Annotated in this window: 20 protein-coding genes and 1 pseudogene; 15 read left to right on the top strand and 6 right to left on the bottom strand. The window is 71.5% G+C overall.

Features of this window, described 5'->3' with window-relative positions; translation table 11 throughout:
• Positions 1 to 164: 164 nt before the first annotated feature.
• The 3 genes from pyrH to WMF14_RS39155 all read left to right on the top strand — a co-directional run bounded on the left by pyrH (position 165) and on the right by WMF14_RS39155 (position 3339).
• Positions 165 to 926, top strand: a complete 762-nt coding sequence (gene pyrH / locus WMF14_RS39145) for a UMP kinase (protein ID WP_437794837.1) — start codon at positions 165 to 167, stop codon at positions 924 to 926.
• Positions 927 to 1058: 132 nt separating this feature from the next.
• Positions 1059 to 2120, top strand: coding sequence for a peptidylprolyl isomerase (locus WMF14_RS39150; protein WP_437794840.1), 1062 nt, complete (start codon positions 1059 to 1061; stop codon positions 2118 to 2120).
• A complete protein-coding gene (locus WMF14_RS39155) occupies positions 2107 to 3339 on the top strand; it encodes a KamA family radical SAM protein (RefSeq protein WP_437794842.1) in 1233 nt (410 codons plus the stop codon). Before WMF14_RS39150 ends, WMF14_RS39155 begins: the two co-directional genes overlap by 14 nt.
• A 9-nt stretch (positions 3340 to 3348) precedes the next feature.
• Here the strand turns inward: WMF14_RS39155 and WMF14_RS39160 are convergent, their stop codons facing one another.
• Both WMF14_RS39160 and WMF14_RS39165 read right to left on the bottom strand, forming a co-directional pair.
• Positions 3349 to 6009, bottom strand: coding sequence for a bifunctional serine/threonine-protein kinase/formylglycine-generating enzyme family protein (locus WMF14_RS39160; RefSeq protein WP_272102831.1), 2661 nt, complete (start codon positions 6007 to 6009; stop codon positions 3349 to 3351).
• A gap of 689 nt (positions 6010 to 6698) precedes the next feature.
• Positions 6699 to 6893, bottom strand: a complete 195-nt coding sequence (locus WMF14_RS39165) for a hypothetical protein (protein ID WP_272102830.1) — start codon at positions 6891 to 6893, stop codon at positions 6699 to 6701.
• A 36-nt stretch (positions 6894 to 6929) separates the two neighbouring features.
• On the opposite strand from WMF14_RS39165, the pseudogene WMF14_RS39170 reads away from it, so the two are divergent.
• The 9 genes and pseudogenes from WMF14_RS39170 (at position 6930) to nusB (ending at position 14885) form a co-directional block, all read left to right on the top strand.
• Positions 6930 to 7303 (top strand): annotated as a pseudogene (locus WMF14_RS39170) (carboxyl transferase domain-containing protein).
• A gap of 330 nt (positions 7304 to 7633) precedes the next feature.
• Complete coding sequence (locus WMF14_RS39175) at positions 7634 to 8176, top strand: hypothetical protein (protein ID WP_437794845.1); 543 nt, start codon at positions 7634 to 7636, stop codon at positions 8174 to 8176.
• Between the two features lie 40 nt (positions 8177 to 8216).
• Positions 8217 to 8366 (top strand): hypothetical protein, encoded by a 150-nt coding sequence (locus WMF14_RS39180; RefSeq protein ID WP_437794848.1) that lies wholly within the window; start codon positions 8217 to 8219, stop codon positions 8364 to 8366.
• A gap of 344 nt (positions 8367 to 8710) precedes the next feature.
• Complete coding sequence (locus WMF14_RS39185; RefSeq protein ID WP_437794850.1) at positions 8711 to 11443, top strand: Rne/Rng family ribonuclease; 2733 nt, start codon at positions 8711 to 8713, stop codon at positions 11441 to 11443.
• A gap of 6 nt (positions 11444 to 11449) precedes the next feature.
• Complete coding sequence (locus WMF14_RS39190; protein WP_272102827.1) at positions 11450 to 11812, top strand: PilZ domain-containing protein; 363 nt, start codon at positions 11450 to 11452, stop codon at positions 11810 to 11812.
• 17 nt (positions 11813 to 11829) lie between these two features.
• The gene (locus WMF14_RS39195) at positions 11830 to 12573 is read left to right on the top strand and encodes a riboflavin synthase (RefSeq protein WP_437325096.1); all 744 of its coding nucleotides are present in this window, start codon (positions 11830 to 11832) and stop codon (positions 12571 to 12573) included.
• 58 nt (positions 12574 to 12631) lie between these two features.
• Positions 12632 to 13801 (top strand): 3,4-dihydroxy-2-butanone-4-phosphate synthase, encoded by a 1170-nt coding sequence (ribB, locus tag WMF14_RS39200; RefSeq protein WP_437325097.1) that lies wholly within the window; start codon positions 12632 to 12634, stop codon positions 13799 to 13801.
• 135 nt (positions 13802 to 13936) lie between these two features.
• Complete coding sequence (ribH, locus tag WMF14_RS39205; RefSeq protein WP_437794854.1) at positions 13937 to 14446, top strand: 6,7-dimethyl-8-ribityllumazine synthase; 510 nt, start codon at positions 13937 to 13939, stop codon at positions 14444 to 14446.
• 16 nt (positions 14447 to 14462) lie between these two features.
• Positions 14463 to 14885 carry a transcription antitermination factor NusB gene (gene nusB / locus WMF14_RS39210; protein ID WP_012239877.1) on the top strand — a complete coding sequence of 141 codons (423 nt, stop codon included), beginning with the start codon at positions 14463 to 14465 and terminating at the stop codon, positions 14883 to 14885.
• 36 nt (positions 14886 to 14921) lie between these two features.
• Here the strand turns inward: nusB and WMF14_RS39215 are convergent, their stop codons facing one another.
• The 4 genes from WMF14_RS39215 to WMF14_RS39230 all read right to left on the bottom strand — a co-directional run bounded on the left by WMF14_RS39215 (position 14922) and on the right by WMF14_RS39230 (position 21508).
• Positions 14922 to 17381: an endonuclease MutS2 gene (locus WMF14_RS39215; protein ID WP_437794857.1), complete on the bottom strand. Its 2460-nt coding sequence runs from the start codon at positions 17379 to 17381 to the stop codon at positions 14922 to 14924.
• Positions 17381 to 19318 (bottom strand): sigma 54-interacting transcriptional regulator, encoded by a 1938-nt coding sequence (locus WMF14_RS39220; RefSeq protein ID WP_437794859.1) that lies wholly within the window; start codon positions 19316 to 19318, stop codon positions 17381 to 17383. The genes WMF14_RS39215 and WMF14_RS39220 overlap by 1 nt, the downstream gene beginning before the upstream one ends.
• Positions 19319 to 19368: 50 nt before the next feature.
• On the bottom strand, positions 19369 to 20409 hold the full coding sequence (locus tag WMF14_RS39225) for a hypothetical protein (RefSeq protein ID WP_437794862.1): 1041 nt from the start codon (positions 20407 to 20409) through the stop codon (positions 19369 to 19371).
• A 100-nt stretch (positions 20410 to 20509) separates the two neighbouring features.
• Entirely contained in the window at positions 20510 to 21508 is a 999-nt protein-coding gene (locus WMF14_RS39230; RefSeq protein WP_272102820.1) for an NAD(P)H-dependent glycerol-3-phosphate dehydrogenase, read from the bottom strand.
• A 116-nt stretch (positions 21509 to 21624) separates the two neighbouring features.
• On the opposite strand from WMF14_RS39230, the gene WMF14_RS39235 reads away from it, so the two are divergent.
• The 3 genes from WMF14_RS39235 to WMF14_RS39245 all read left to right on the top strand — a co-directional run bounded on the left by WMF14_RS39235 (position 21625) and on the right by WMF14_RS39245 (position 25842).
• Entirely contained in the window at positions 21625 to 22698 is a 1074-nt protein-coding gene (locus tag WMF14_RS39235) for a hypothetical protein (RefSeq protein ID WP_437794865.1), read from the top strand.
• Between the two features lie 259 nt (positions 22699 to 22957).
• Positions 22958 to 24385: a signal peptidase I gene (lepB, locus tag WMF14_RS39240; RefSeq protein ID WP_437794868.1), complete on the top strand. Its 1428-nt coding sequence runs from the start codon at positions 22958 to 22960 to the stop codon at positions 24383 to 24385.
• 287 nt (positions 24386 to 24672) lie between these two features.
• A complete protein-coding gene (locus WMF14_RS39245; RefSeq protein ID WP_437794870.1) occupies positions 24673 to 25842 on the top strand; it encodes a zinc-binding dehydrogenase in 1170 nt (389 codons plus the stop codon).
• Position 25843: the final 1 nt, after the last annotated feature.

Raw genomic sequence — 25843 nt, forward strand, 5'->3', positions numbered from 1 at the left:
CCTGCTCTGCTTCCTCTACTTCCCTCGGCTTCCCTCGGCTTTCCTCGCTTCCTCTGGTTCTGCTTTCGCTCTTCCTCCGTTGCGGCGCGCGCGGCCGCTTGGCCCGGGCGATGGTTCACGTTGTTCGTTGCCCTCCACGCAGGTCCCGGCTACGAGGTCGCACCGTGGCCGCTGACCAGGACTCTCTCCTTCCCCCTCCCCCTCGTCCGGCCCCCGGGCTGAAGTACCGCCGCATCGTGCTCAAGCTGAGCGGCGAAGCGCTCTGCGGCGAGGAAGGGGGGTTCGGCATACGTCCCGAGACGCTCCACCACGTGGCCGGCGAGGTCGCCGAGCTCCAGCGGATGGGGGTGCAGATCGGGGTCGTCGTGGGCGGCGGCAACATCTTCCGCGGGCTGAAGGGCGCGAGCGCGGGGATGGACCGCTCCCAGAGCGACTACATGGGCATGCTCGCCACCGTCATCAACGCGCTCGCCCTGCAGGACGCGCTCGAAAAGACGGGCGTGCCGACGCGCGTGATGACCGCGATCGAGATCCGGCAGGTCGCCGAGCCGTACATCCGCCGCAGGGCGATGCGGCACCTGGAGAAGGGCAGCATCGTCATCTTCGCCGCGGGCACGGGCAACCCGTTCTTCTCGACCGATACGGCGGCGGCGCTGCGGGCCATGGAGATCCAGGCGCAGGCGCTGTTCAAGGCGACCAAGGTCGAAGGCATCTACGACCGCGATCCCGTGCGCCACGAAGGCGCGCAGATGTTCGCGCACCTGAGCTACGACCGCTTCCTCTCCGACAGGATCGGGGTCATGGACTCGACGGCGGTCACGCTCTGCCGCGAGAACAAGATGCCCATCCGGGTGTTCAAGCTCATGACCCGCGGCAACATCCTCCGCGTCTGCAGGGGCGAAGAGATCGGCACGATCGTCGACTGAGCGCGCGTTCGAGCGCTCCGCGCGCGCGACGAGCCGAGGCGTCCGCCGACGCGCCAGCCTGAACGAGGCGCAGCGACCTCGAGCCACGCTGAAACCGTGCTAGACCCCGAGCCAGCAATGACCCGAGCTCCGGTGCGCCGACCCCTGCTCGCCATCTCGCTCGTCGCGCTCGTCGCGAGCTGCGACGAGCCCGCCCTCCAGGTCCCCTCGGACGCGGGGGATCCGGTCTTCGGCCTCACCGCCGAGCAGTCTGCGCGCGTGCTCGCGAAGGTCGGGGACAGGGTGATCACCCTGGGCGACTTCGGCAGGACGCTGGAGCGCATGGATCAGTTCGATCGGCTCCGGTACCAGACGAAGGAGCGGCGCCGCGAGCTGCTCAGCGAGATCGTCGACGCGGAGCTGCTCGCGCTGGAAGCCCGGCGCCGGGGCCTCGACAAGGACCCCGCTGTCGAGGACGCGATCCGGCAGATCCTCCGCGAGGCGATGATCGCCCGGGCTCGAAAGGGCCTGCCGGCGCCGGCCGACATCCCCGCGTCCGAGGTGCGCGCGTACTACGAGGCGAACGCGGACAAGTTCAGCGAGCCCGAGCGCAGGCGCGTCGCCGCCATCGTCGTCGGCGATAGAGCGCTCGGGGAGAAGATCCTCAAGGAGGCGCAGAAGGCCGGGAGCAGCAGCGCGTGGGGGGAGCTCTTCCTCAAGCACTCGCTCACGGCGCCGAAGGACAAGAGCGCAGCCCCGCCGCTCGATCTCGCCGGAGAGCTCGGCATCGTCGGCCCGCCCGGCGATCAGCGCGGCGCCCACCCCCGCGTCCCACAGCCGGTCCGCGAGGCCGCCTTTCGCATCGGCAGCGTGGGTGCGGTCGGCGAGGAGCTCGTCGAGGCCGACGGACGGTTCTTCATCGTCCGCCTGAACGGGCTCACCAGCGGGCACCGGCGCGAGTTCGCGGAGGCCGAACGCTCGATCCGGGTCGCGCTCCTCCAGCAGAAGATGCAGGACCAGGAGCGCGCCATCGAGGACGAGCTGCGGAAGAAGTTCCCCGTCGAGATCAACGAGGCGGCGCTCTCCTCGGTCAAGCTGCCGGAGCAGCTCATGCAGACCGGTAGCGCGGCGCAGCCCGATCCCGCGAAGCCCCGCGCGCCACAGCCGGAGCAGGCCGGCGCTGCCGCGGCGCCGTCGAGCGATGCGGGCAAGTAGCGAGCTCGTCGCCGCCGCGCGGCTCGCCCGGCGATCCGGCGAAGAAGGCGCGAACGCCCGCGCCGTCGCGCTGCCGGAGCGACCGGGTCCGCTCGCCGCGAGCGCGCAGGAAGCGCGACCTGCCCGCGTGAAGGCGCGGAAGAGCGACTGGACATGGCAGCTGCGCCACGCGCTCTCGAGCGCCGACGACCTCCACCGGGCGCTGTCGCTCACGCCGGAGGAGCTCGCCGGCGCCAGGCGCGCCGAGAGGGCGGGGCTGCCCGTCCGCGTCACCCCCTATTACCTGAGCCTCTGCGACAAGGACGATCCGGCGTGCCCGATCCGCCGGCAGTGCGTGCCGCTCGCGGACGAGGCCGCCGAGGTGCCCGGCGATCTGGTCGACCCCCTCGGCGAGGTCGCGCACGAGGTCGCCCCCCACCTCGTGCAGCGGTACCCGGATCGCGCGCTGCTCCTCGCGACCGACCGCTGCGCCGTGTACTGCCGCTTCTGCACCCGCTCACGCATGGTCGGCGACGGCGGCGGCGCGGTGGCGCTCGAGCGCCTCGCGCCCGCGATGGCGTACCTGGAGGCGCACCCGGAAGTGCGCGATGTCATCGTGAGCGGCGGCGACCCCCTCGCCGTCTCGACGGACCGCGTCGTGCGGCTCATTGCTCGGCTGCGGCAGATCCGGAGCGTGGAGACGATCCGGATCGCCACGCGCGTTCCGGTCACGCTGCCGCAGCGGATCACCGCAGAGCTCGTGCGCGCGCTCAAGCCGTACCACCCGCTCTGGGTGATGACGCACTTCAACCACCCGAAGGAGCTCACGCCCGCCGCCGAGCGCGCCTGCAAGCGCCTCGCGGATCACGGCTTTCCCGTCATGAACCAGACCGTGCTGCTGCGCGGCATCAACGACGATGCGACGACGCTGGCCACGCTCTTCCGGGGTCTCGTGCGCTGGCGGGTGCGCCCCTATTACCTGCTCCAGATGGACCCCGTGCGCGGCACGGCGCACCTGCGCACGCCGCTCGCGACCGGCGTCTCCCTCATGGAGCAGCTCCAGGGCCGGCTCACCGGCATCGCGCTGCCGAAGCTGATCGTGGATACGCCAGGCGGGATGGGCAAGGTGCCCATCGGCCCCGAGTACGTCGTCGATCGCGGGCCGGGGCGCACCGTCCTCCGCACGCACCGCGGCGTCGAGGTCGAGTACGTCGACCCCCCGGCGGGGCCTGGCGGCTGAGCCGCCGGCTCAGCGACCCGGTCCCCGCGAGAGCGGCTTCGCGACCCGGAACGACAGGTTCAGCGCCCGCGCGATCCCGAAGAAGCGGGTGCGCGACGCGCTCCTGCACTGCTGCGAGTCCGCGGCCCAGTTCCCGGAGCGGGCGATGCGCCACGGCGGCGCGTCCCCGCCAGCGTCGGCGGCCGATTCGAGCTCACCCGACGTCTCCGCCCACGATCTCTCGCCGTTCACGTCGGCGACCCACTCGCGCACGCCGCCCGCCATGTCGCGCACGCCGTAGGGCGAGGTGTCGATGGGAAAGGTCCCGACCGGCTCTGGCTGCGCCAGGAACGGCCGCGACGAGCGCATCAGACAGAACGTCGGGTCGAAGTGATCTCCCCACGGATAGAACCGGCCGTCGGTCCCGCGAGCCGCCTTCTCCCACTCCAGCTCGGTCGGGAGTCGGACCTCGATCCCGTCGCGCTCGCTCCGGAAACGGCAGTAGGCGACGGCGTCGAACCAGTCGATGAGGATGACCGGCAGGTTCCAGAGGTGCCCTTCCTCCGCCGGGAACCGCTTCTGCGCGTCGCCCTCGACGACGCTGGGCAACGGCTCCCAGCCGCCGCTGCTGGCGGGCCGCGCGACGTAGCCCTCGGAGCCGCGCGTCCCGTGCGGCGCGCGCTTGAGGGCGAGGTCGAGATCGCGCGTCTCGAGCTCGTTCAGGAACTCGCAGTACTCGCGGAAGGTGACGGGGAACTTCGCGATCGCGACGTCGGGGACGTGGAGCTCGGCGCGGCGGAGCGGATCGTAGGCGTGCGCGTCGCCGCCGGCGATGAAGGTCCCCCCCGGGATGTACACGAACCCCTCGCCGATCTCCGCGTCGGTGTAGAGGTTGACCTCGACGCGGTGGTGGGTGCCCCGCTTGAGCAGCAGCGGGTAGCGCACGTCCCGGCAGCCGGCGCGCTTCAGGATGAAGAGGTAGCTGCCTGGCTTGAGGTGCACCTCGCGGAGCGGGGTGCGGCCGAGCGAGCGCTCGTCGCTGGCCACGAGGATGCGATCCTTCTCGACGTAGCGGTACGCGACGACGCTCGCGCCGGGCGGCGACGAGTCGAACGAGAGGACCGAATCGGCGGTGAGCAGCGCGGCGTAGCGGCCCACGTCGAACTCCGCCACGAGCGCCTCGTGGTAGATGCGCGCCGCGTGCTGGTGCTCTTGGTCCGCCCGCACCGCGCGCGACCAGTACAGGTCCGCGAGCCCTGCGCGCGCCTCGACCAGGTCCGGATCGTACGCCAGCGCCTTCGTGTAGAGGTCGATCGCCTCCGCCGCGGCGCGCGCCTGCTCGCGCTCGACCCCGGCGGCCCTGTCCTCGAGCTGCCACCCCGCCCGCTTGCGCTCGATCGCCTCGTACTCCTTCACGTCCTTGAGCAGCCGCCGCGCCTCCTCGACGAGCCGCTCGCGCTCGCCGTCGAGCCGCCGGTCGCGCTCGAGCGGGGCCTTGGCGAGCTCGCAGAGCTTGATGGCCTCCTCGCGGCGGCGCATCCGCTCCTTGGCGCCCTCGAGAAACGCCTCCGCCTCCGCCGCGACGCGGTCGGCGGTCGGCGGCCGCTGATCGGGATCCTTCGCGAGCATCGCCAGGCAGAGGTCCTCGAGCAGCAGCGGGCAGCTCGGCGCGATCGAGCGCGGCGGCCTGGGGTCGCGCGTCTGCGTCGCGAGGATCACGGCGAGGACGGTCGCCGCGTCGAACGGGTGCTCGCCGGTGAGGATCTCGTAGAGCACCACGCCGAGCGCGAAGATGTCCGCGCGGTGATCGATCCGCGCGTGGTCCCCTCGGATCTGCTCGGGCGCGATGTAGCCGGGCGTGCCCGAGAGCGCGCTCGCGATCGCCTCGTGCCGCCGCCTGCCGAAGTCCTGCCCGCTCGGATCGACGGAGATCGGCTCGCTCACCTCCGCCCTCGCGAGCAGCTTCGCGTTGCCCCAGTCGCCCAGGTAGACCTCGCCGTAGTCGCCGAGCAGCACGTTCTCCGGCTTGATGTCGCGGTGGGCGACGCCTCGCCGGTGCGCGTAGGCCAGCGCCCGGGAGATCTGCACGAACGCGCCGATGAGCCGGACGAGCGGCCATTGCCTGCGGAGCTCGGGGTTCGTCAGCACGTTCTGCAGGCTCTGCCGCTTGACGACCCGCATGGAGTAGTAGGGCTGACCGTTCGGTAGCGTGCCGAGGTCATAGACCGGGATGATGTTCGGGTGCTCGAGCTGGGCCGTGATCCGCGCCTCGGTCCGGAAGCGGTTGCCCACCGCGGAGTCCTCCTCGGCCCCCGGCTTCAAGGTCTTCAGCGCGACCACGCGCCCGATCTCGCGGTCGCGCGCCTTCACGACCTTCCCGGCGCCCCCGGCCCCGAGCGCCTCGCCCACCTCGTACCGGCTGCCGCCGGAGTTCACGGCGCGCGTGGCGGAGGTCGCGAGCGTCGGGAAATCGGCCCCGACGTCCTCTCCTGGCAGGTCGATCTCCCGCTGGGTGTCGAAGCGCAGCGCGTCCTCGTCCTCGCTCTGCGGCGAGAGGGCGCGCGCGACGGGCGGGCTGCGGCCCTCCTGCGCGAGCAGCTCCGGCAGCGCCGCCAGCTGCTCCGGCGTGAGGATCCCCTCGAAGAGCTCCTGGGGCGTCGACGCGCCGCCGAGCGTCCATCGGCAAGCCATATCCCAAAGGGCGTTGGGCTCGATGAGCCCTCGCGCCACGGCGGCGACGGCCAGGGCACGAGCCTCACGAGTCTGAGCGAGCTTCACTCGAGCGACCTCTCGTCCGAAACGATCTCACCCCGCGACGCGAGGCGGAAGGCCACGCTGAGGCCGTCGAGCGCGAGGCGTCGCGAGCCAGGAGCACGTGGCGCTCCCGCGAACGCTCGAGGGCTGCCGGTGACGCTGTTCCGTGCGCATCTCACGAGGCGCCGCACGTCAGTTGCCGTGGCAGGCGACCGCTCTGCTGCCACACCGGCCCGAGCTGCCCCGTTCGAAGTCGCGGCGCGGCGGGTCCGCAGCGGCGATGGCGGCCCCCGCGTCCCGGTCTTCGGATGGTCTACGTATCGGGAATTCCTGCATTTACCATCGGCAGCTGAGCGCCGCTCAGCGTACGTGGTGTCCCCTCGCCCGCGCAAGAGAGTAGGGCGGAGCCGCTCGAGGACCCCGGTCATTTTCCGTCGCAGGTCCTCGCGCCCCGCACGTCTCCGCGTCGCGCAAGCTTCGCGTGCTTCGCGTGTTTCGTATGTTTCGCACGGTTCGCACGTTTCCGCCGGCCTCGCCCCCTTGTCGTACCGGCTGCAGGGGTCGCCGCCCTGTCATGGCGTCGCGCCGTCGCGCGCAGCAGGATTTCGATCCCTCCGGGGCGCCTGTCAGGGCGCCGGCATGGCTGCTCCGACGACCCCCAGACCTCCGGCGCTCGCTTGTCTCGACGCCATGAACCGCCGCGCGCTCGCCGGGGGGCAGGACTTCACCGTGATCGGCGGCTCGCTCTCCGGCGCGTACGCACCGAAGATCTGCCAGGTGATGGACCTCGCGATGAAGATAGGCGCCCCATCATCGCTCACGGAGCGAAGCTCCTCTATGCGTTCGCCAGAGCCACCGTGCCCAAGGTGACGGGGATCACCCGCAAAGCCTACGGCGGCGCTTACGACGTCATGGCTCCAAGCACATCCGGGCCCGATTACAACCTCGCCTCCCCAGCGGCCGAGATCGCGCTCATGGGCCCGGAAAGCGCGGTGAGCATCCTGTACCGCGGCGAGCTCCAGCGAGCGGCCGCCCGGCCGCCGCCCGCGCACGCTTCGCCGATGACGACAAGGCGAAATTCGCCAACCCGTACAAGACGGCCGAGCTCGGCTTCATAGACGAGGTGATCTACCCGCGCATGCTCCACACTCGACTGGCTCGGGCCCTCGACCTCCTGCGCGACGAGCGGGACAGGAACCCACCGAAGAAGCACGGAGACATCCCGCTTTAGCAGAATTTTGCGACAGCTGAGGCCCCGCGAGAGCGGTGCTCTGGCCGTGCTCTTGGAGAGATCTGCGAGCAAACCGCTTAGAGCGCCACGGCAGGTGGGTGCCGGGGCGAGCGACGCCGTTGCGCGGCCGATCCCGAGCGTGTAGAAACGACTTGCGTGGCTGTTTTTCTTTGAACTCCACGCGCGATGCTTCTCTCTGACCGACGATCTGCACAGGTGCACCCGGGGGCCGGTCGCAGGAAAACGGGTGGTTTGGCAGGCATGCCGAGCGTTGGGGGGGCGCCGAGTACACGAATGAAGGGTCGGTTGGGTTCTGTGGAGGTATTGAGCATGAAATCTTGGGTATTCGCTGCGGTTTTGATTTCCGGCTGCGCCCTCGTGGCTTGCGGTGATGACGGCAACACGCCGTCGGGCTCCAGCACCACCAGCGGCAGCGGGAGCAGCAGCTCTGGCGGCGGCAACGGCAGCGGCGGTGGCGGCGGCAACGGCGGTAATGGCGGCTCCGGCGGCAGCGGCGGCGCCGGCGGAGAAGGAGGCGCGAGCGCCACGAGCACTTCCTCGACGGGTACCCCGACCTGTGATGACACGACGGACACGTGCGGCCGCGACACGAATACGGGCTGCTACAAGTGCGCCGTCGATGGGCCGTGCAAAGAGGTCCGCAAGGCCTGCGTGGACAGCAGCGATTGTCGTGCTCTGGTGCTGTGTATCGCTGACTGCGGCGAGGAGGAAGACCCGGCCGCGTGCATCGAGACGTGCCGCACGGACAACGCGGCCGGGGTCGAGGCCTACGACGCCCTCCTCACGTGCACTGTTTGCGAGGAGTGCGCCGAACGCTGCGATGCCGCCGGAGAGCCGGTGTGTGGCCTGTGAGCTCCTGACAACAGCAGCGCATCTCCGAAGGGGGCGCCAGATGGCCGCCCCCTTCGGCCTTTATGCGGGCCGAGCCGCGACGGACGGCGCGCCCGCGCCGGCCGTCGCGGGCCGGCAGCCGGCGCAGGGCGGCGCGGGGCACGAAGCCGGCGGCCCGGGAGCAGGACGGAAGCGGCGGCGCGGGGCCTAGGGGACGAGGGGAAAGGGCGGTTCAGGTCCGAGCGAGGGCCGGGAGGGCCTCCTGAGGGACGTCGCCCCAGGTCGCGCGCCCTCGCCGCCATGCGCAGGCCTCGACCCGGCGCTCCCGGCCCAGGGCCTGGCCCAGCCGCAGGCGCCGCCGGTCGGCGGGCTCGGCGCCGGGCTCCGTCGAGGCAGAGCGGCGGAGACGCGAGGTAGCTCACGCGCTGGCGGCCGGCCTGCCTCGGCGACCTCCGGTCCCGGGCCCCAATCGCGCAGCATACTCCGGGTTGCGCCTTCATGGGCCGGGCAACCCGTGGTAACGCTTGGCGGCGCCGCCGATGTGCGGCATCCGACATGGGAAAGAACCTTCTCGTCATCAATGTGGACATCCGCGAGACACGCGTCGCGCTGATCGAAAACGGGATCATCGCTGAGCTGCATCTCGAGCGGGAGAGCTCCAAGGGGACGCTCGGAAACATCTACCTCGGCAAGGTCAGCCGCGTTTTGCCCGGAATGCAGGCCGCGTTCATCGACGTGGGGCTCGAGCGAGCAGCCTTCCTGCACGTCGAGGACCTCATCCGGCCCGACGATTTCGAGGCGTACCTGGCTGGGCACCGCCGGACTGCCGAGGAAGAGCGCGCCTCCTCGCGAGGCCGCGCCGTGCGCGGCACCGAGGCGCCTGGGCCTGAGGAAAGCGAGGTGCATGAGCTATCGGGCGCAGAAGCCGCGCCCGAGAGCCCCGACCTGGCACCCGGACGCCACGAGCTCCGGGAACGGGCGGACTTCGGGGCAGACGAAGGATTCGAGGCCGGCGTCCCGGCCGAGGCCGGCGGCTCGCTCGACGAAGGAAGCGACGTGCCGATCGAGCTGCCGACGGCGCTCGACGTGCTCGGAAGCCCCTCCGGCCAGGCGTTCGCCGGCGTGGGGACGATGGTGGCGCTCGACGAGGCCGACGACCCGGAGCCGGAGATCGACGACGGGCACGCGCACGACGGCGCGGACGACGACGACGAGGAGCTGGTCGCGCCTGGCGGAGGCAGCGACGCCGACGAGGTGAGCGTCGAGGACGACGACGAGCTCGATACGCCCGCCTACGAGGTCGAGCCTGCCTCACCGCCACCGGACGATGGCGCGGACGCGTGGAGCGCGGCCGAGGAGCATCCGGAGGCGCTGAGCAACACGGCGGACAGCGGCGAGACGGAAGCGCATGAGGCGAGCACGTCGGACGAGCCCGTCGCGCACGGCGCTGCCGGCGAGTGGCCGGCCGGACAGGAGGCGAACGCGCCGCCGGTCCCGGAAGCCGCCGCAGCCGCCTCGGGCGATGACGTCCCGCCGGCAGCGCGGGCGCGCAGCGGGCGCGCGCGCGGACGGCGGGAGGCGCGCGTGCGCCGATCGGGACGGACGCGCGACCGGCGCGCCAACCTCGAGGGCGGCAGCGCCGCGCCCGGGGAAGCGGCCCCCGCGGAAGCACGCGAGGGGCGCGAAGGGCGCGAGGCGCCGCGCGAGGGACGGCACGCCCCGCGCGAGGGCCGAGAAGGGCGCGAAGGCCGCGAGGCGCCGCGCGAAGGCCGCGAGGCGCCGCGCGAAGGCCGCGAGGGGCGCGAGGCGCCGCGTGAAGGCCGCGAGGGGCGCGAGGCGCCGCGTGAAGGCCGCGAGGGGCGCGAGGCGCCGCGTGAAGGCCGAGAGGGCCGGGACGGACGCGAAGGGCGCGACCGGAGCGGCAAAGGACAGCAGGGCGGGCGCGATCGCGAACAACGCGGGCGCGAGCAGCGGGCGCGTGGGCGCGAGCAGCCGCGGGACGGCAAGGGCAAGAGCGCAGCGCGGGGCCAGCAGAGCTCGCGCAGCTGGCAGAACGAGCCGCCGCGGATCTCGAAGTCGACGCCGATCCGCGAGGTCGTCCGCGAAGGGCAGGAGGTCATCGTCCAGGTCTCGAAGGAGCCGATCGGGACGAAGGGCGCCCGGGTCACGAGCCACATCTCGTTGCCCGGCCGCTATGTCGTGTACCTGCCGACGGTCGATCACATCGGGATCTCCAAGCGCATCGGCTCGGAGAAGGAGCGATCCCGGCTGCGGGACGCCATCGAGGCGATGAAGCCCCCGCAGGGCGGGCTCATCGTGCGCACGCTCGCCGAGGGCCTCACGAAGAAGCAGCTCAAGGCCGACGTCGGCTACCTCGTTCGCCTCTGGGGCGAGGTCGCGAAGAAGCGCGAGAGCGGCGTGAGGGCGCCGGCGGTGCTCTACACCGAGCTCGACCTCGTGCTGAAGACCGCCCGCGACCTCTTCACCGACGACATCGAGAAGATCGTGATCGACGACCGCGAGGAGTACATCCGGCTGCGGCGCTTCGTCGAGATGTTCATGCCCGAGCGCGCCGACGCGGTGGAGCTCTACGAGGGGACGGAGCCGATCTTCGACGCGTACGGGATCGAGGACGAGATCCAGCGCGCGCTGTCGCGGAAGGTCCCGCTGCCCTCGGGCGGGCACCTGATCATCGATCAGGCCGAGGCGCTCACCGCGATCGACGTGAACACAGGGCGGTTCGTCGGCAAGGGGTCGAAGGATCTCGAGGAGACGATCCTGACCACGAACCTGGAGGCGGTCGAGGAGATCGCCTATCAGCTCCGGTTCCGCAACATCGGCGGGCTCATCATCCTCGACCTCATCGACATGGAGCGCGCCCAGAACCGGGAGAAGGTGCGGCGCCGCCTCGAGGAGCTGCTCTCCAGGGACAAGGCGAAGACCACGCTGAACCGGATCTCCGATCTGGGCCTCATCGAGATGACCCGGAAGCGGACGCGCGAGAGCCTCGGGCGGACGATCCTCGAGCCGTGCTTCTACTGCGACGGGACGGGCCAGCTGCAGTCCAAGCAGACGGTCGCCTACGAGATCCTGCGGCAGATACGGCGCGAGCGGATGAACCTGCCCGGCTACTCGGTCGTGGTCAACGCGCACCCGGCCGTGATCGATCTGCTGAAGAACGACGAGCGCATCGCCGTGCAAGAGGCGGAGCGGCTGTTCCAGCGCCGGATCGATCTCGTGCCCCGGAAGGAGTACCACCTCGAGCAGTTCGATCTGCAAGGCAGGTAAGGCGTCATGGTGGACGATCAGGGTTCTCCGGAGAGCAGCGACGCGAAGACGGGGCGCAAGGAAGAGCGCGTCACCATCAACAAGGAGTTCGAGTCCTACGACGCGTTCATCAACGAGTACGTGACGAACATCTCGCGGACCGGCGTGTTCGTGCGATCGAAGACGCCGCTCGCCGTCGGGACGAAGGTGAACCTGCGGTTCACCGTGATCATGGACGACATCGAGACGGTCGAGGGCGTCGGCGAGGTCGTGCGCGTGCACGACGATCCGCAGGGGATGGGGGTCGTCTTCACCGAGCTGTCCGGCTACTCGCAGGGGCTCATCGACAAGCTCCTGACAAGCCAGGGGCACCGCACCTCGAAGGGCTAGGCAGAGGGGCGTCGGCGATGTTCACAGGGCTTGTCGAGACGATCGGGGTCCTCCGCCGCCGGAGCGGCGGCGCCGTGGCCCGCGCGCTCGTCGAGGCGAGCCTCGGGCCGCTGACGCTCGGCGAGTCCGTGAGCGTGAACGGCGCCTGCCTCACCGTCGATCGCATCGCGCCCGGCGGGTTCGAGTGCGACATGTCGGCCGAGACCCTCGGCCGCACCACGCTCGGCGCGCTGCCGCTCGGCGCGCGCGTCCACCTAGAGCGCGCGACGCCGCTCGGCGCGCGGATGGGGGGGCACGTGGTGCTGGGCCACGTCGACGGGCTCGGCCGCGTCGTCGAGCACGCGCGGGCCGGCGACGCGATCCGCCTCCGGGTGAGCGCCCCGCCCGAGCTCGCGCCGTACCTCGCTCCCAAGGGCTCGATCGCCGTCGACGGCGCGAGCCTCACGCTCAACGCCGTATCCGCGCCTGGCGCCGCCGAGATCTGGTTCGATGTGATGCTGGTGCCGCACACCATCGGCCGGACTCTCCTCGGAGAGCTCCGCCCCGGCGCGGCCGTCAACCTTGAAGTTGACGTGCTCGCGCGCTACGTGGCGCGGGCGCTCGAGGTCGCATCGCTCGCCAGCGTGAAGGGCCTCTCGAGCCAAGACGCGCGCGGCGGCGATGCCTCCGCCGAGCGCGGCGAAGAGCGCGGAAATACGGGAGAGCATGCGGATCACGACGAACGACTCCTCGCAAAGCTGCGCGCGGGGGGATTCTGGTGAGGCTGTGTCAGCCGCCTCGAGCGGCAGGCTCGACCAGGACATGACCTCCGGGGGCCCGATGCCTCATCGGCTGACCATCGACAAAGCGGTCCTCGACCGCGTGAACACCGCGCTCGATCACATCCGCGCGGGCAAGATGGTGATCCTCGTCGACGACGAGGATCGCGAGAACGAGGGGGATCTCTGCATGGCCGCGGAGGCGGTCACCCCCGAGGCGATCAACTTCATGGCCATGCACGGGCGCGGCCTCATCTGCCTCGCCCTCGACGAGGAGCAGGTGGCGCGCCTCGAGCTGCCGATGATGTCCGCGCCAGGGCGGAGCGGACCGCCGCTCGGCACCGCCTTCACCGTCAGCATCGAGGCGCGCACCGGGGTGACGACCGGGATCAGCGCCGCCGATCGGGCGCACACGATCCGGGTCGCGATCGCGCGCGACGCCGCGCCCGAGGATCTCGTCACGCCGGGGCACGTCTTTCCGCTGAAGGCGCGCCGCGGGGGCGTGCTCGTGCGGACGGGGCAGACCGAGGGGTCCGTGGATCTCGCGCGCCTCGCCGGGCTCCGGCCGGCGGGCGTGATCTGCGAGATCATGAACGACGACGGCAGCATGGCCCGCATGCGGGACCTCGAGGTGTTCGCCGCGAAGCACGGCCTGCTGATCGTGACGGTGGCGGACCTGATCCAGTACCGGCTCCAGACCGAGCGGCTGGTCCGCTGCGTGGGCGAGCGGACGCTGCGGCTCGACCTGACGGGCACCGAGTGGACCGTGTACGTCTACGAGGTGATCAACGAGCAGCGGCAGTTCCTCGCGCTGACCAAGGGCGCGGTGGCGACGCCGGACCCCATCCTGTGCCGCGTGCACTCCGGGTCGACCATCGCGGACCTCTTCAGCTCGACGCCCCTCGACGGCGGCTCGAACCTGCGCGAGGCGCTCCTCGCGATCGAGAGCGCCGGCGTCGGGGTGGTCGTCTACATCCCGTCGCGAGGGGACCTGGGCCGCGAGCTGGAGCTGCTGAAGGGCTCGGGCTCCGACGAGGCGCTCCCCGTCGTGAAGACGCAGCAGCCGTGGACGCTGCGGGAGTTCGGCCTCGGCGCGCAGGTCCTGGCGGACCTCGGCGTGCACCAGATCCGGCTCCTCACGAACAGCCAGCCGAAGATCGCGGGGATCACCGGGTACGGGCTCACCGTGATCGAGCGGGTGCCGCTCGTCTCGATGAAGGGCGAGGCCTGACAGACGGGCGCGCTCGTCTCGATGAAGGGCGAGGCCTGACAGACGGGCGCGCTCGTTCGCTGGTAAAAGGACGCTCGGACAGGATCGCGATCGCGACGATCGCGCACCTCGCGCGGCAGGAGAGAGGAACGGCGGATGGCAGAGCAAGCGGTCGGGCAAGCACAGGCGAGGGTGATCGAAGGGAACCTGGTGGTCCCGCCGGGGGCGCGCTTCGCGCTCGTGGCGAGCCGCTTCAACCACTTCATCGTCGACCGCCTGGTCGAGGGCGCGCTCGACGCCATCGCGCGGCACGGCGGCGCGCTCGGTCGGACGTCGATCGTGCGCGTCCCGGGCGCGTGGGAGATGCCCACCATCGTGGGGAGGCTCGCGCACAAGAAGAGCGTCGACGCGATCATCACCCTGGGCGCGGTGATCCGGGGCTCGACGCCGCATTTCGACTACGTGTCGGCCGAGGTCACGAAGGGGATCGCGACCGTGTCGCTCCAGACCGGGGTGCCGGTCACGTTCGGGGTGCTCACGACCGACTCGATCGAGCAAGCGGTCGAGCGGGCGGGCACGAAGCATGGCAATAAGGGGTGGGAGGCCGCCGTCAGCGCGATCGAGATGCTCGCGCTCGGCGCCGCGCTGGACACTGCTGGCCTGTAAACGAAGGTTCTGAGAGATGGGTGCGCGCTCTACCGGCCGCGAAGCGGCCTTGCAGATGCTGTTCGCGGTGGAAGCTGGCGGGAGCTCGGCGCCCCGCGTCGTCGCGACCTTCTGGCGCGAGACGCCGGGCGATCCCGAGGGACGCGCCTACGCGGACGAGGTGGTGGTCGGTGTCGCCGAGGATCTCGCGGCCGTGGACGAGGCGATCCGGAAGGCGAGCACGAACTGGCGCCTCGAGCGGATGGCGCGCGTGGATCGGAACGTCCTCCGGCTCGGCGCGTGGGAGCTCATGAACCGCCCGGAGGTGCCGCGCGCGGTCATCCTCGACGAGGCGGTCGAGCTCGCCAAGCGCTACGGCAGCGAGGAGAGCGGCGCCTTCGTGAACGGCGTGCTCGACCGGATCGCCGAGAACCTCGGCCGCGTCGACCGGGATCGCTGAGCGTCACGACGCGCTGTCGCTCGGGCGCGCGATCCCTCACCACTTCAGCCAGGCGACCGTAACGCCGTCGCCGCCCTCGCTCGGTCCGCCCGGGCGGAGGCGCGCCACGTACGGGCTCCCGCGCAGCGCCTCGCGGACGGCATCGCGCAGGGCGCCCGTGCCGTGCCCGTGGACGAAGAACGTGACCTTGCGGCCCGCGCCGAGCGAGCGGTCGAGGAACTGCTCGGCCATGGCGACCGCCTCGTGCGCGCGCAGGCCGCGGAGATCCACCGTGTTGTCCGCCGTCTGGATCGGGACGTCGGGGTCGGCGGCGGCGTCCAGATCGACGCGGCGCTGCGGCGGCGCCGCGGCGGCCGGCGGCGCGCCGGTGCCGCGCAGCTCGGCGATCGAGGTCGTGAGCTTGAGCGAGCCGGCGGTGACCCGCAGCTGGCCGCCCGACAGGACCTCCACCACCTCGGCCTCGGCCCGCAAGCGAGGCACGTAGACGCGGGCGCCGACGCGGATCGAGGCCGGATCGATCGCCGGCCGCGCGTGCGGCTCGTCCTTCGGGCGCAGCTCGAGCTCGCCGCCGATCGACGTCTTCTGCCCGACCGCGTCCATGGCGCGAGCGGCCGCGCGCACGTCCTCCTCGGTGGGCTTGCCGCGCAGGCGCGCCTGCGCCGCCTTGAGGTCCTCGCGCGCGCGCCGCAGGCTGGCGAGCAGCGCCTCCCCCTCCCGCGTGATCACGCCGCGCTCCTTGTCCCGAGCCCGCTCGATCTCCGCCTCCAGCTCCCGCCGCTTCGCGCGGGCGGCGGCCGCCTCCCGCTCGGCGTCCTCGCGCGCGAGCTCGAGCGCGCGGCGCTCGGCGGAGAGCTTCTCGACCATCTGCTCGAAGGTGACCGCCTCCTTCGTGAGGAAGCGCTCGGCCCGCTCGAGCACGGCGCCCGGGATGCCGAACCGCCGCGCGACGGCGAGCGCGCTCGAGGCGCCGGGCACGCCGACGACGAGCCGGAAGGTCGGGCTCATGGTGGCGAGATCGAAGCCGACCGAGGCGTTCTCGAAGCGCTGATCACCGAGCGCGAGCGCCTTGAGGCCCTCGTAGTGCGTGGTGCTGGCGACGGTGCCCCCCCGCGCGCACAGCGAGTCGAGCACGGCCGCGGCGAGCGCCTCGCCCTCGCGCGGATCGGTGCCGCCGGCGAGCTCGTCGAGCAGGACGAGCGCGCCGGGGCGCGTCTCGCCGAGGATCCGCCCCAGGTTCTTCACGTGGGCGCTGAAGGTCGACAGGTTCTTGTGGAGGTTCTGCTCGTCGCCGACGTCGGTCAGCACGACGTCGAAGAGCGCGACGCGAGAGCCCTCCCTCGCCGCGACCGGCAGGCCCGCGCGGACCATCAGCGCCGCGAGCCCGAGCGTCTTCAGGGCCACGGTCTTGCCGCCGGCGTTCGGTCCGGAGACGATCATCGCGCGGCCCGCGCTCATCGCGAGGTCGCTCGGGACCACCTTCACGCCGTCGAGCGCGAGGAGCGGGTGGCGGCCCCCGACGAGCTCGATGGAGGTCGGCCTCGAGCCGCCCTCCGAGGCGCCCCGCCCGGCATCGAAGGCGTCCCCCGGGACGTCCGGGAAGGTGAGGTCGAGGTCCTCCGCGAGCCGCGCCGCCGCGGCCCGCACGTCGGCGTGGGCCAGCGCGCGCGCGGCGGCCGCGACGCTCTCGACGTCCTCGGCCACGCGGGCGGTGAGCGCCGCGTAGATCGCGAGCTCCTCCCGCGCGACCTCGGCGTCGACCATCTTCATCCGGTTGCCCGTCTCGACGAGCACCCGGGGCTCCACGAACACGGTGGCGCCGCTCGCGCTCGTTGCGTGGACGATGCCGGGGAAGCGCTCGTGCGCGTCGGATCGCACCGGCAGCACGTAGCGCCCGTCGCGCTCCGTCCAGTAGCGGTCCTGGAGGATGTCCTCGTGCTTCTGGATGAGGTCCTCGAGGCGCCGGACGAGCCGCTCGCGCACCGCGCGCCGCTCCGCGCGCAGCGCCTCCAGGCGCGGCGACGCGCGATCGGCGAGCGTGCCGTCCGGATCGAAGGCCGCCGCGAGCTCGCGCGCGACGGCGTCGAGCTCCGGGTCGGTCGCGCACGCGGCGTAGAGCGCTGGCGCGATCTGACGCCGGTTCTGCAGGTACTGCCGCGACGTCCGCGCGGCCTCGAGGAGGCCGAGCACGGCGCGCAGCTCCTCGTTCGCGAGCGCCGCGCCGATGCGGGCCCGATCGAGCGCGTCCTCGAGCTCCGCGACGTCGCGCGACGGCACCGGCTCCCCGGCGCGGGCGAGCTCCACCGCCTCGCGCACCTCCGCGAGCGCGGTGAGGGCCTCGGCGCGCGTCGACGCGAACGGCAGCGCCCGGGCCAGCCGCTTCCCGCCCCGAGACGCGCATCGCTCCGCGAGCGCCTCGAGGACGCGATCCCACTCGAGGTCGGCGCGGGTCTTGGTGGGACAGGGATCTGCGAAGGGCCCTTCGGGGTTGTAGTCCATCACGCTTCGGTCGGATCGCGGGCCACGCCGCCGGCCCCGCTCGGCATCGGGTTCTGCTCCTTCTCGAGGTAGCGGAAGATGGTGCGCGGGTCGACGCCGAGGTCGCGGGCCGTCTGCGTGCGGTTGCCGTTGTTGCGCTCGAGCGCCTCCAGCACGTACCGCCGCTGGAACTCCTCCTTGGCCTTCTCCAGCGGCATGATGGCCGTCTCGGCCCCTGGGCCGAGATCGAGATCCTCCACGGCGAGGAGCGCCTGGTCGCAGAGGACGAGCGCCTTCTTGATGCGGTTCTCGAGCTGCCGGATGTTGCCCGGCCAGGGGTACTTCTTGATCGCGGCGAGCGCGGCCGGGCTGAAGCCTCGCACGGCGCTGCCGAGCTCGTCGGCGTACTTCGAGAGCAGGACCTTGGCGATGATGAGCACGTCGTCACCCCGCTCGCGGAGCGGCGGGAGCCACAGGTTCACGACGTTGAGCCGGTAGTAGAGATCCTCCCGGAAATTGCCGGCGCGGATCTCCTCCTCGAGGTTCCTGTTCGTGGCGGCGACGATGCGGATGTCGACCTTCTCGGGCTTCGAGTCGCCGACGCGGAAGACCACCCGCTCCTGGAGCGCGCGGAGGAGCTTCACCTGGAGGTTCAGCGGCAGCTCGCCGATCTCGTCGAGGAACAGCGTGCCCTTGTCGGCGATCTGGAACTTGCCCGGGCGGCTGGCGATGGCGCCGGTGAAGGCGCCCTTCACGTGGCCGAAGAGCTCGCTCTCGATGAGGTTCTCGGGGATCGCGCCGCAGTTGATGGTGACGAAGGGGCCGCCCTCGCGCGGGCTGCGCCGGTGCAGCTCCCGCGCGATGAGCTCTTTCCCGGTCCCCGTCTCGCCCGTGATGAGCACGCTGATGTCGGTCGCCGCGACCTTCTGCAGCTTGCGGAACACCTCGAGCATCGACGGGCAGGCGCCGATGATCTCGCCGAACTTCTTGTCGTGCAGCTCGGCGACGAGCTTGGCCTTGTCGGCCCTGAGGGCGTTCAGGAGCATCGCGTTCTGGAGGATGAGCGAGGCCTGGGACGCGAAGATGCTGAGCAGGTCGAGCTGGGCGCGGTCGAAGAGGTGCTTGATCTTGTCGTTGCCGACGTAGAGCGCGCCGATGATCTGGCCCTGCGACAGGAGCGGCGCGCACATCACGCTGGAGAGCTTCATCGCGATGACGCTGTCGCTCCGGCCGAACTGCGTGTCGGCGAGCGCGTCGGACACGATCACCGGGCGGCCCGAGACGATGACCTGACGCACGATGCTGTCCGAGATCCCCCCGGCCGCGTCGGTGATGGCCTCCTTGCGGACGTTGCGCGACGCGCGCACCGCCAGCTTGCGCTCGCCGCCCGCGGCCGGAGCGCCGCCGCAGGCCGCCGTGTCGGCCGCCGCCTCCGCCCCCTCGAGGAGCAGGAGGAAGCCCTTGTCGGCGTGCGTCAGCTCGATGACGTCGTCGAGCATCGCCTCGAGGAGCTCGTCGACGCTGCGCCGGTTGATGAGCTTCTCGCTGAACGCGAACAGCTTGCGGACGCCGGCGAGCTCCGACGAGCCCTGCGGCGGCGCGGACCGCTCTGCCCTGCCGTCGCCCGCCGGGAGCCGCTCCTGGACGGTCGGCGCCTCGGCGAACATCGAGAAGCCGACCTCGACCGTGCCGAGCTGGAGCCGGTCGCCGTGCACCAGGCGGGCGCGCCGCTTCTTCTTGCCGTTGATCGCGATCTCCCCGTCGCGCTCGCACTCCTCCAGCACGAAATCGCGCCCGTCGAACACGATCTGCGCGTGATGGTCCAGCACCCCTGCCCCGGCGACCGCGACGTCGTTTCCGAGCGCCTTGCCGATCGTCGTGACCGGCTTGTGGACGCTGTACAGGCGTGGCGCGCCCTCGGAGGCGAAATACTTCAGGGTCGGCATCGAGGGGAGCATAGCAGGCGTGCCGCGGCCTCATGCAGCCGTGTTGGACGGCACACCGCGGCTTACCAGAGCTCTCCGACGACGACGGCGCCGAGCCCGCCTCGGTAAGGCGTGAGGCTGCCGCCGAGCACGCGCGCGAACGGGGGGCGGCCACGATCTTCCTGGTCGTCCAGGGCGACGGAGGCGCTCGAGTCCGGCCTCCCGAGGAACAAGGCGCCCGCGACGAGGCCGAGGGTGCCCGCCGCGCCCTGGGCGATGAGGCCGCGGCGGGGGTCGTGATCGCTCCCGATGTACGCGAAGTAGATGGGCAACGACACCACCGTGCCGATGCCGAGTCCACCCCACATCCACGCGAGCTGGTTCCACGAGGGCGTCCACGCGACGGACAGGCCAACGGCGCCCGCGGTCGCGACGTTGAACCCGATGAGGCCGCCGAGCGAGATGCTGTCGTTCGACTCGCTCCAGTCGCCATTGCTGGCGGCGGCCCCGAACGCGCTGCCGATGAGCGAGCCCCAGACGGCGCCCGAGGCGACGAGCATGTTGGTCTGCGGCTTGGGCCGGAGGAGGTAGTAGAACCCCCAGCCCGCCGCGCCGCCGACGGTGGAGCCGACCACCTCGGCTGTCGCGAGCCCGAGGAAGCCCCACTCCTTGCCCTTCCGCGCGCTGACGTACTGGTAGGAGGCGATGCCGAGCCCCTCGCCCGCGCCGATCACCATGCCCGTGGCGATCGCGGACGGCATGCCGCGCGGCATCGGCGGCGAGTCGAGGAAGTAGACGCCGACCGGCGCCGCGACGCCGAGGAGCGCGGGGGCGATGAACTGCACGCCGGGATCGTCGATGCCGGCGACCGCGTCGATCCAGATGCCGGTCCCCACGCCGTAGGCCACGGAGGTGGCGTAGAGGTAGCCGACCTCGAGCGGCGTCGACTTGGGCTCGCTCTTCTTCGGCGGCGCGTACCCGTAGCCGCCGTACTGGCCTCCGTACCCGCCGCCGTACTGACCGCCGTACGCGCCGCCCTGCTGACCACCGTAGGGCGGCGTGCCGTACTGGGCAGCGGCCGTCGAGCTGACGCTCGACAGGAGGAGCGCGGAGAGGAGACTCACGAGAGGTCGCGTTTGCATCGCGCCGCCACTTTACACGCTCGCGAGAGGCGAGGCGCGCTGCGGCGCGAGAAAGTGCCTTCCCGCGAGCCGGCCCCGCGTCTCACTCTCTCGTGAGGGCGCGGGTCATGAGGTCCACGACGGCCTGCTGCGGCGGCTTTCCCTCGTACAGCATCCGGTACACCTCGATCGTAATCGGCGCGCTCACGCCCAGCTTGTCCGCGAGGTCGTGCGCGCTCTTTGCGGTCTTCACGCCCTCGGCGACATGGCCGAGGCCGGCGAGGATCTCGTCGAGCTTCCGTCCCCTGCCCATCTCGATCCCGACGGTGCGGTTGCGCGACAGCTCGCCCGTGCACGTGAGCACCAGGTCGCCCATGCCGGAGAGCCCCGCGAGCGTGAGCGGGTTCGCCCCCTTCGCCGCCGCCACGCGGCCGATCTCCGCGAGGCCGCGCGTGATGAGCCCGGCGCGCGCGTTGTGGCCGAAGCCGAGGCCGTCGCAGATGCCGGCGGCGATGGCGATGACGTTCTTGAGGGCACCGCCGACCTCCACGCCCACGACGTCATCGGACGAGTAGACCCGGAACCGATCGGTCGCGAACATGCGCTGCACCGCGTGCGTCTCCCGCTCGCTCCTGCCGGCGACCACGACCGTGGTCGGCTGGCCGGCCGCGACCTCGCGCGCGAAGCTCGGGCCCGACAGGTACGAGAGCCGCGGCTCGGCCTCGCGCCCGAGCTCGTCGACAAGCACCTCGCTCATCAGCATCAGCGAGTCGTTCTCGATGCCCTTCGTCGCGCTGCACACGAGCGCGTCGCGGGGGATGTGGCGCCCTGCCTCCCGGACGACCTCGCGCAGCGCGTGCGACGGGACGACCACGACGGCGAGCTCCGCGCCGCGGAGCGCGTCCTCGAGATCGCCGGTCGCCCGCAGGCTCGCGGGCAGCTCCACGCCCGGCAGGTACCGGTCGTTCTGGCGCTCGCGGCCGATGCGCTCGGCGAGCTCGCCGTGGTGCGCCCAGAGCGCGGTGGGGTTGCCCTTGTCCGCCAGCAACTTCGCCAGCGCCGTCCCCCACGCGCCGGCCCCGATGACTGCGACGTTCGCCATGGCAGTGACCCTATCACCACCCACGCGCAGAGGCCGAAGGCGACGCGCCTCACGGCGCGCGGCTCGACCCGCCGGCGCGCCGCTCGACCCGCCGGTGTTTCGACTATGCTGCGCCCATGCTCTTCCGCACCGCCGCGCTGCGCGCGCTCGGCCTCGCGCTCTGCCTCTCGCTGCTCGGAACGGTGTGCGGCGCGTGCGGCCAAGGCGCGCTCGGCGTGATGCCCGGCGTCGTGAACGATCCGGGAAACCTGTCCCTCCGCAGGGCCATCCTCGCCTTCGCGACGAGCCAGCTCTGCAGCGAGATGCGGAAGCGGAGCGTGCCGCTGCGCCTCCGCGACGAGGATCCGGTGACGGGCCGGTTCTACCCGGGCTCGTGCGTCGCCCAGGAGCTCGCGAACGGGCACCTGTTCCTCCAGTTCGGGGGGAGCGGCGTCGTCTGGACGAACCTGACGAAGCGCATGAGCTTCGATGCGAGCGCGGCCGTCGAGTACGACCACGACTTCCTGATGGATGGCGACACGATGTACGTGTACTTCCGCCAGCGCTCGACCACGGCGGCGACCTTCACGACCAAGCTCATCGAGCAGCCCAGCGCGATCTCGCTCGGCGGCGTGTCGCTCGCCCAGGGCAGCGCGTACGCGAACGCGCTCGGCGCCCAGCTCCTGAAGACCGAGATCGCCCGGGGGTTCACCGTCATCCGCGACGACGACGGCGCCGTGCAGTTCGGGCTCGGCATCATCGAGAAGGGGCAGCGGCCCGACGCCCCGTACCAGCGCCGCGACAACGGCAAGCTGCTCCTGGCGAACGAGCGCACCGAGGTGCACCAGGAGCAGCGCGATACCATCGGCCCGCTGGAGATCGCGGGCAACGGCGAGGCCCTGACGCTCACGGTCGCCGTCGAGGGCGCGCCCGGCGTGGACGTCATCCTCGTGCCTCGAGGCAGCGGGGAGCCGTGGCTCCAGGCGTACCTGACGCAGCCCGCGCCGGCGCCCCTGACAGCCGCGCCGCTGCTCGACGAGCCTGTGTACTCCGGCGCCCCCTGGCGGCGAACGGTGCCGCTGCCCAAGGGGCAGTACTACCTGGTCATCGACAACACGAGCGCCGCGGGGCGGACACAGCCAACGACGTACGCCCGCGACGACCGCGCGGCCCTCGTGAGCTACGCCGTCGAGGTCGGAGACGCGCCCTGACGGGGGCAAACGAGCGCAGACGACGGCAAACGAGGGCGACGAGGGCGAACGAGGACACGCGGGCGACGACGCCGACGGACCGCGCGTCGCCCGCCGTGCCTGCGCACTTGCCGCGGCGAGGGGCGGCGTATACATAAGCTCTCTCTTGCCGCCGCGCCCCGATGATCAACCCCAGAGCGTCCCGTCGGTCGCGGCCAGTCGGTCCGCAAGCTCGGAGTTCAAACCCTCGATGAGGGGAAGCGCGAGCTCGGAGCCGCGCGTGAGCGCGGCCAAGGCGACCGGCGGCGCGGACCCGCGCTCGACTGGCAGCTCTCCTCCGCCAGGGGGCAGGGACGGCCGGGCGCCGCTGCGCTTCCTGTTCCACCTCGTGTGGATCTGCATCGTTCCCTTCGCGCTCGCGGTCCTGAACGTCTGGCTGCTCACCCCGCCGGCGGGAGGGAGCTCCCAGCCGCTCCGGGTCTTCGTCGGCGAGCAGCAGATCCCGGCCGGCATCGTGCTCTTCACGATCTTCGCGATGGTCCTCTGGCGGTTCCGCCACGAGCTGCCGTTCGCGTCGACGATCGGCGTCGGCGGCCGCCGGGACATCCCGCCGAAGGCGCGCGCTCGCTTCGAGGACGCCGCGGCGCTCCTCGAGGAGGCCAGCCGGATCCTGCGCAGCCGCAAGCGTGACGTCGAGCGCGAGCTGACGACCGGCGAGCGCGAGCAGGTGACGCAGGCGATCGCGGCCCTCGAGCGCGCGATGAGCGCCGACACGTTCGACGCCGACGAGTTCGACGCCGCGCACAGCCGCGCCGATCGCGCGGTCGGCGAGCACCTCGGCCGCTGGCGCAAGGGCGAGATGCGCGAGTACGCGGAGTCGATCGGCATCGCCGTGGCCGTCGCGCTCCTCCTGCGCGCCTTCGTCGTCGAGGCGTTCAAGATCCCGAGCGGCTCGATGATCCCGACCCTCATGGTCGGCGACCACATCTTCGTCAACAAGTTCACCTACGGCCCGCTCATCCCCTGGACCGACCAGCGCCTCTTCCCTCGCCTGCCACCGTCGCGCGGGGACGTGATGGTGTTCAAGTTCCCGGAGAACAAGGAGCAGGACTTCATCAAGCGGACGATCGCCGTCCCTGGCGACACGCTGGAGGCGATCAACGGCCGCCCCGTCATCAACGGCTGGCTCGTCCCCCACTGTCACGTCGGCCCCTACCACTACGAGGGCCGGCAAGCGGAGCTGTTCGTCGAGTACCTCGGAGACAAGTCGTACTTCACGCTCTACGAGAAGAACCCCGACGGCATGATGTGCGTGGAGAGCGATGACTGCACACCGGGCTCCACGTGCCGGGGCGGCATCTGCGGCGATCTCCAGGGCCCCTTCAAGGTGGCCGCCGACGAGGCGTGGGTGATGGGCGACAACCGCAACAACAGCCACGACTCGCGCAGTTGGCGCGGCGGGCTCGGCGCGGGCGTGCCCTTCGATCACATCAAGGGTCGCGCGATGTTCGTGTGGATGAGCTTCGGCCCCGGCGGCGGCATCGCGCAGGATCGCCTCTTCGTGAACGTCATGGGGCGCCCGAAGCTCCCCGGCGCCCACGAGGCGGCCCTGCACGACGGCCTCGACAAATGCCTCCGCGAGCGGCCCCCCGTCTCCGAGACGACCCCGCCGCCCCCGCCCGCGCGCCCTCAGTCCAAGCGCCGCTGAAGCCCCGTCAGCAGCGCGTGGGAGCGCGGTCTCCCCCCACGCGCGTGTGCGGTCCCGCCGCCTCACGGTCGACGCGGCGAGTCATCCGCTTCAGGGCGACGGTGCAGACGGTGCGCCCGGGGCGCCGCGAGATCGAGCCGAAGAGGCCGAGCGAGACGCCGGAGACGTGATCAACCCGAGCGCAATTTTCTAGTGGGCGCTCGCTCGTTCACGCGCCACGCTTCACGTGCCCGAGGCGCCCGTGCGCCAGCTGCGTGCGCCTCGAACCCCGAACAGGAGCCAGGTGCATGAGCGACGCGATGTGGGCGCTGACGTACAACCGCGAGAAGCAGCCGTGGGAGTCCACCGTCGGGCTGTCCAAGGATCAGGTCGAGCGTCCGGCGATCGATGAGGCGAGGGACTACCACGACCGCGCGAGCGTCCTCGTCAAGCCGATCATGACGGGCTTCTGCGGCTCGGATCGCGGCATCTGGTTCCGCAGCGCCTTCAAGGACATGATCCTCTCGTCGCTCGAGCGCGATCGGAAGGCGACGCGCACGATCGGCCACGAGCTGCTCGGCCGCGTGGTCGATCTCGGGACCGACGCGCGCCGGTCCTTCGGGCTGGAGGTCGGCGACATCGTGTCGACCGAGAGCCACATCGCCTGCGGCGCTTGCTACCAGTGCCGCGTCGGCGACACCCACGTGTGCGCGGACGACAAGATCATCGGGATCAGCGAGGATGGCTGCTTCGCCGAGCTCGTCAAGCTGCCCGCGAAGAACCTGTGGCGCACCGACATCGCGAGGATCCGGCCCGAGGTCGCCGCGGTGCAGGAGCCGTTCGGCAACGCCGTGCACGCGTGCACCAAGGTGAACCTCCGCGGCAAGCGCGTGGCCATCTTCGGCTGCGGCACCATCGGCCTGTTCGCGATCGCGATCGCCCGCGCGATGGGGGCGATCTACGTCATCGGCGTGGAGCCGGCGGAGCGGAACGCCGAGATGGCCCGCCGCCTGGGCGCCGACGCCGTCCTGCGCCCGCACCGGGCGAGCCCCGAGCGGCCCCACGCGAGCGATCCCGAGCTGACGGAGCGGGTGCGGAAGCTCACGGACGGCGTGGGCGTCGACGTCGTGCTCGAGATGAGCGGCGTGAACAGCAGCGTCAACAACGCGATCCACGCGGCGAGGCGCGGGGGCGACGTGATCCTCTTCGGCCTGAAGAGCGGCGACGCGGTGATCGAGAACTTCGATCGCCTCATCGTGGACGGCATCAGCCTCCACAGCGTGATCGGCCGCCGCATCTTCGAGACGTGGCACATCACGCGCCACCTGCTCGAGTCGCGCGATCCGAACATCCACGACCTCATCTGGGAGGTCATCCTGAACCGGGGCGAGGGGACGGTGTTTGACTTCGAGGACTACGACGCGGCGGCCTTCCAGGAGGCGATCTCGAGCCACCCGAAGGTGATCCTCCGGTACTGAG

Source organism: Sorangium sp. So ce693 (genome assembly GCF_051521375.1).
In the GTDB taxonomy this organism is placed as follows: domain Bacteria; phylum Myxococcota_A; class Polyangia; order Polyangiales; family Polyangiaceae; genus Sorangium; species Sorangium atrum.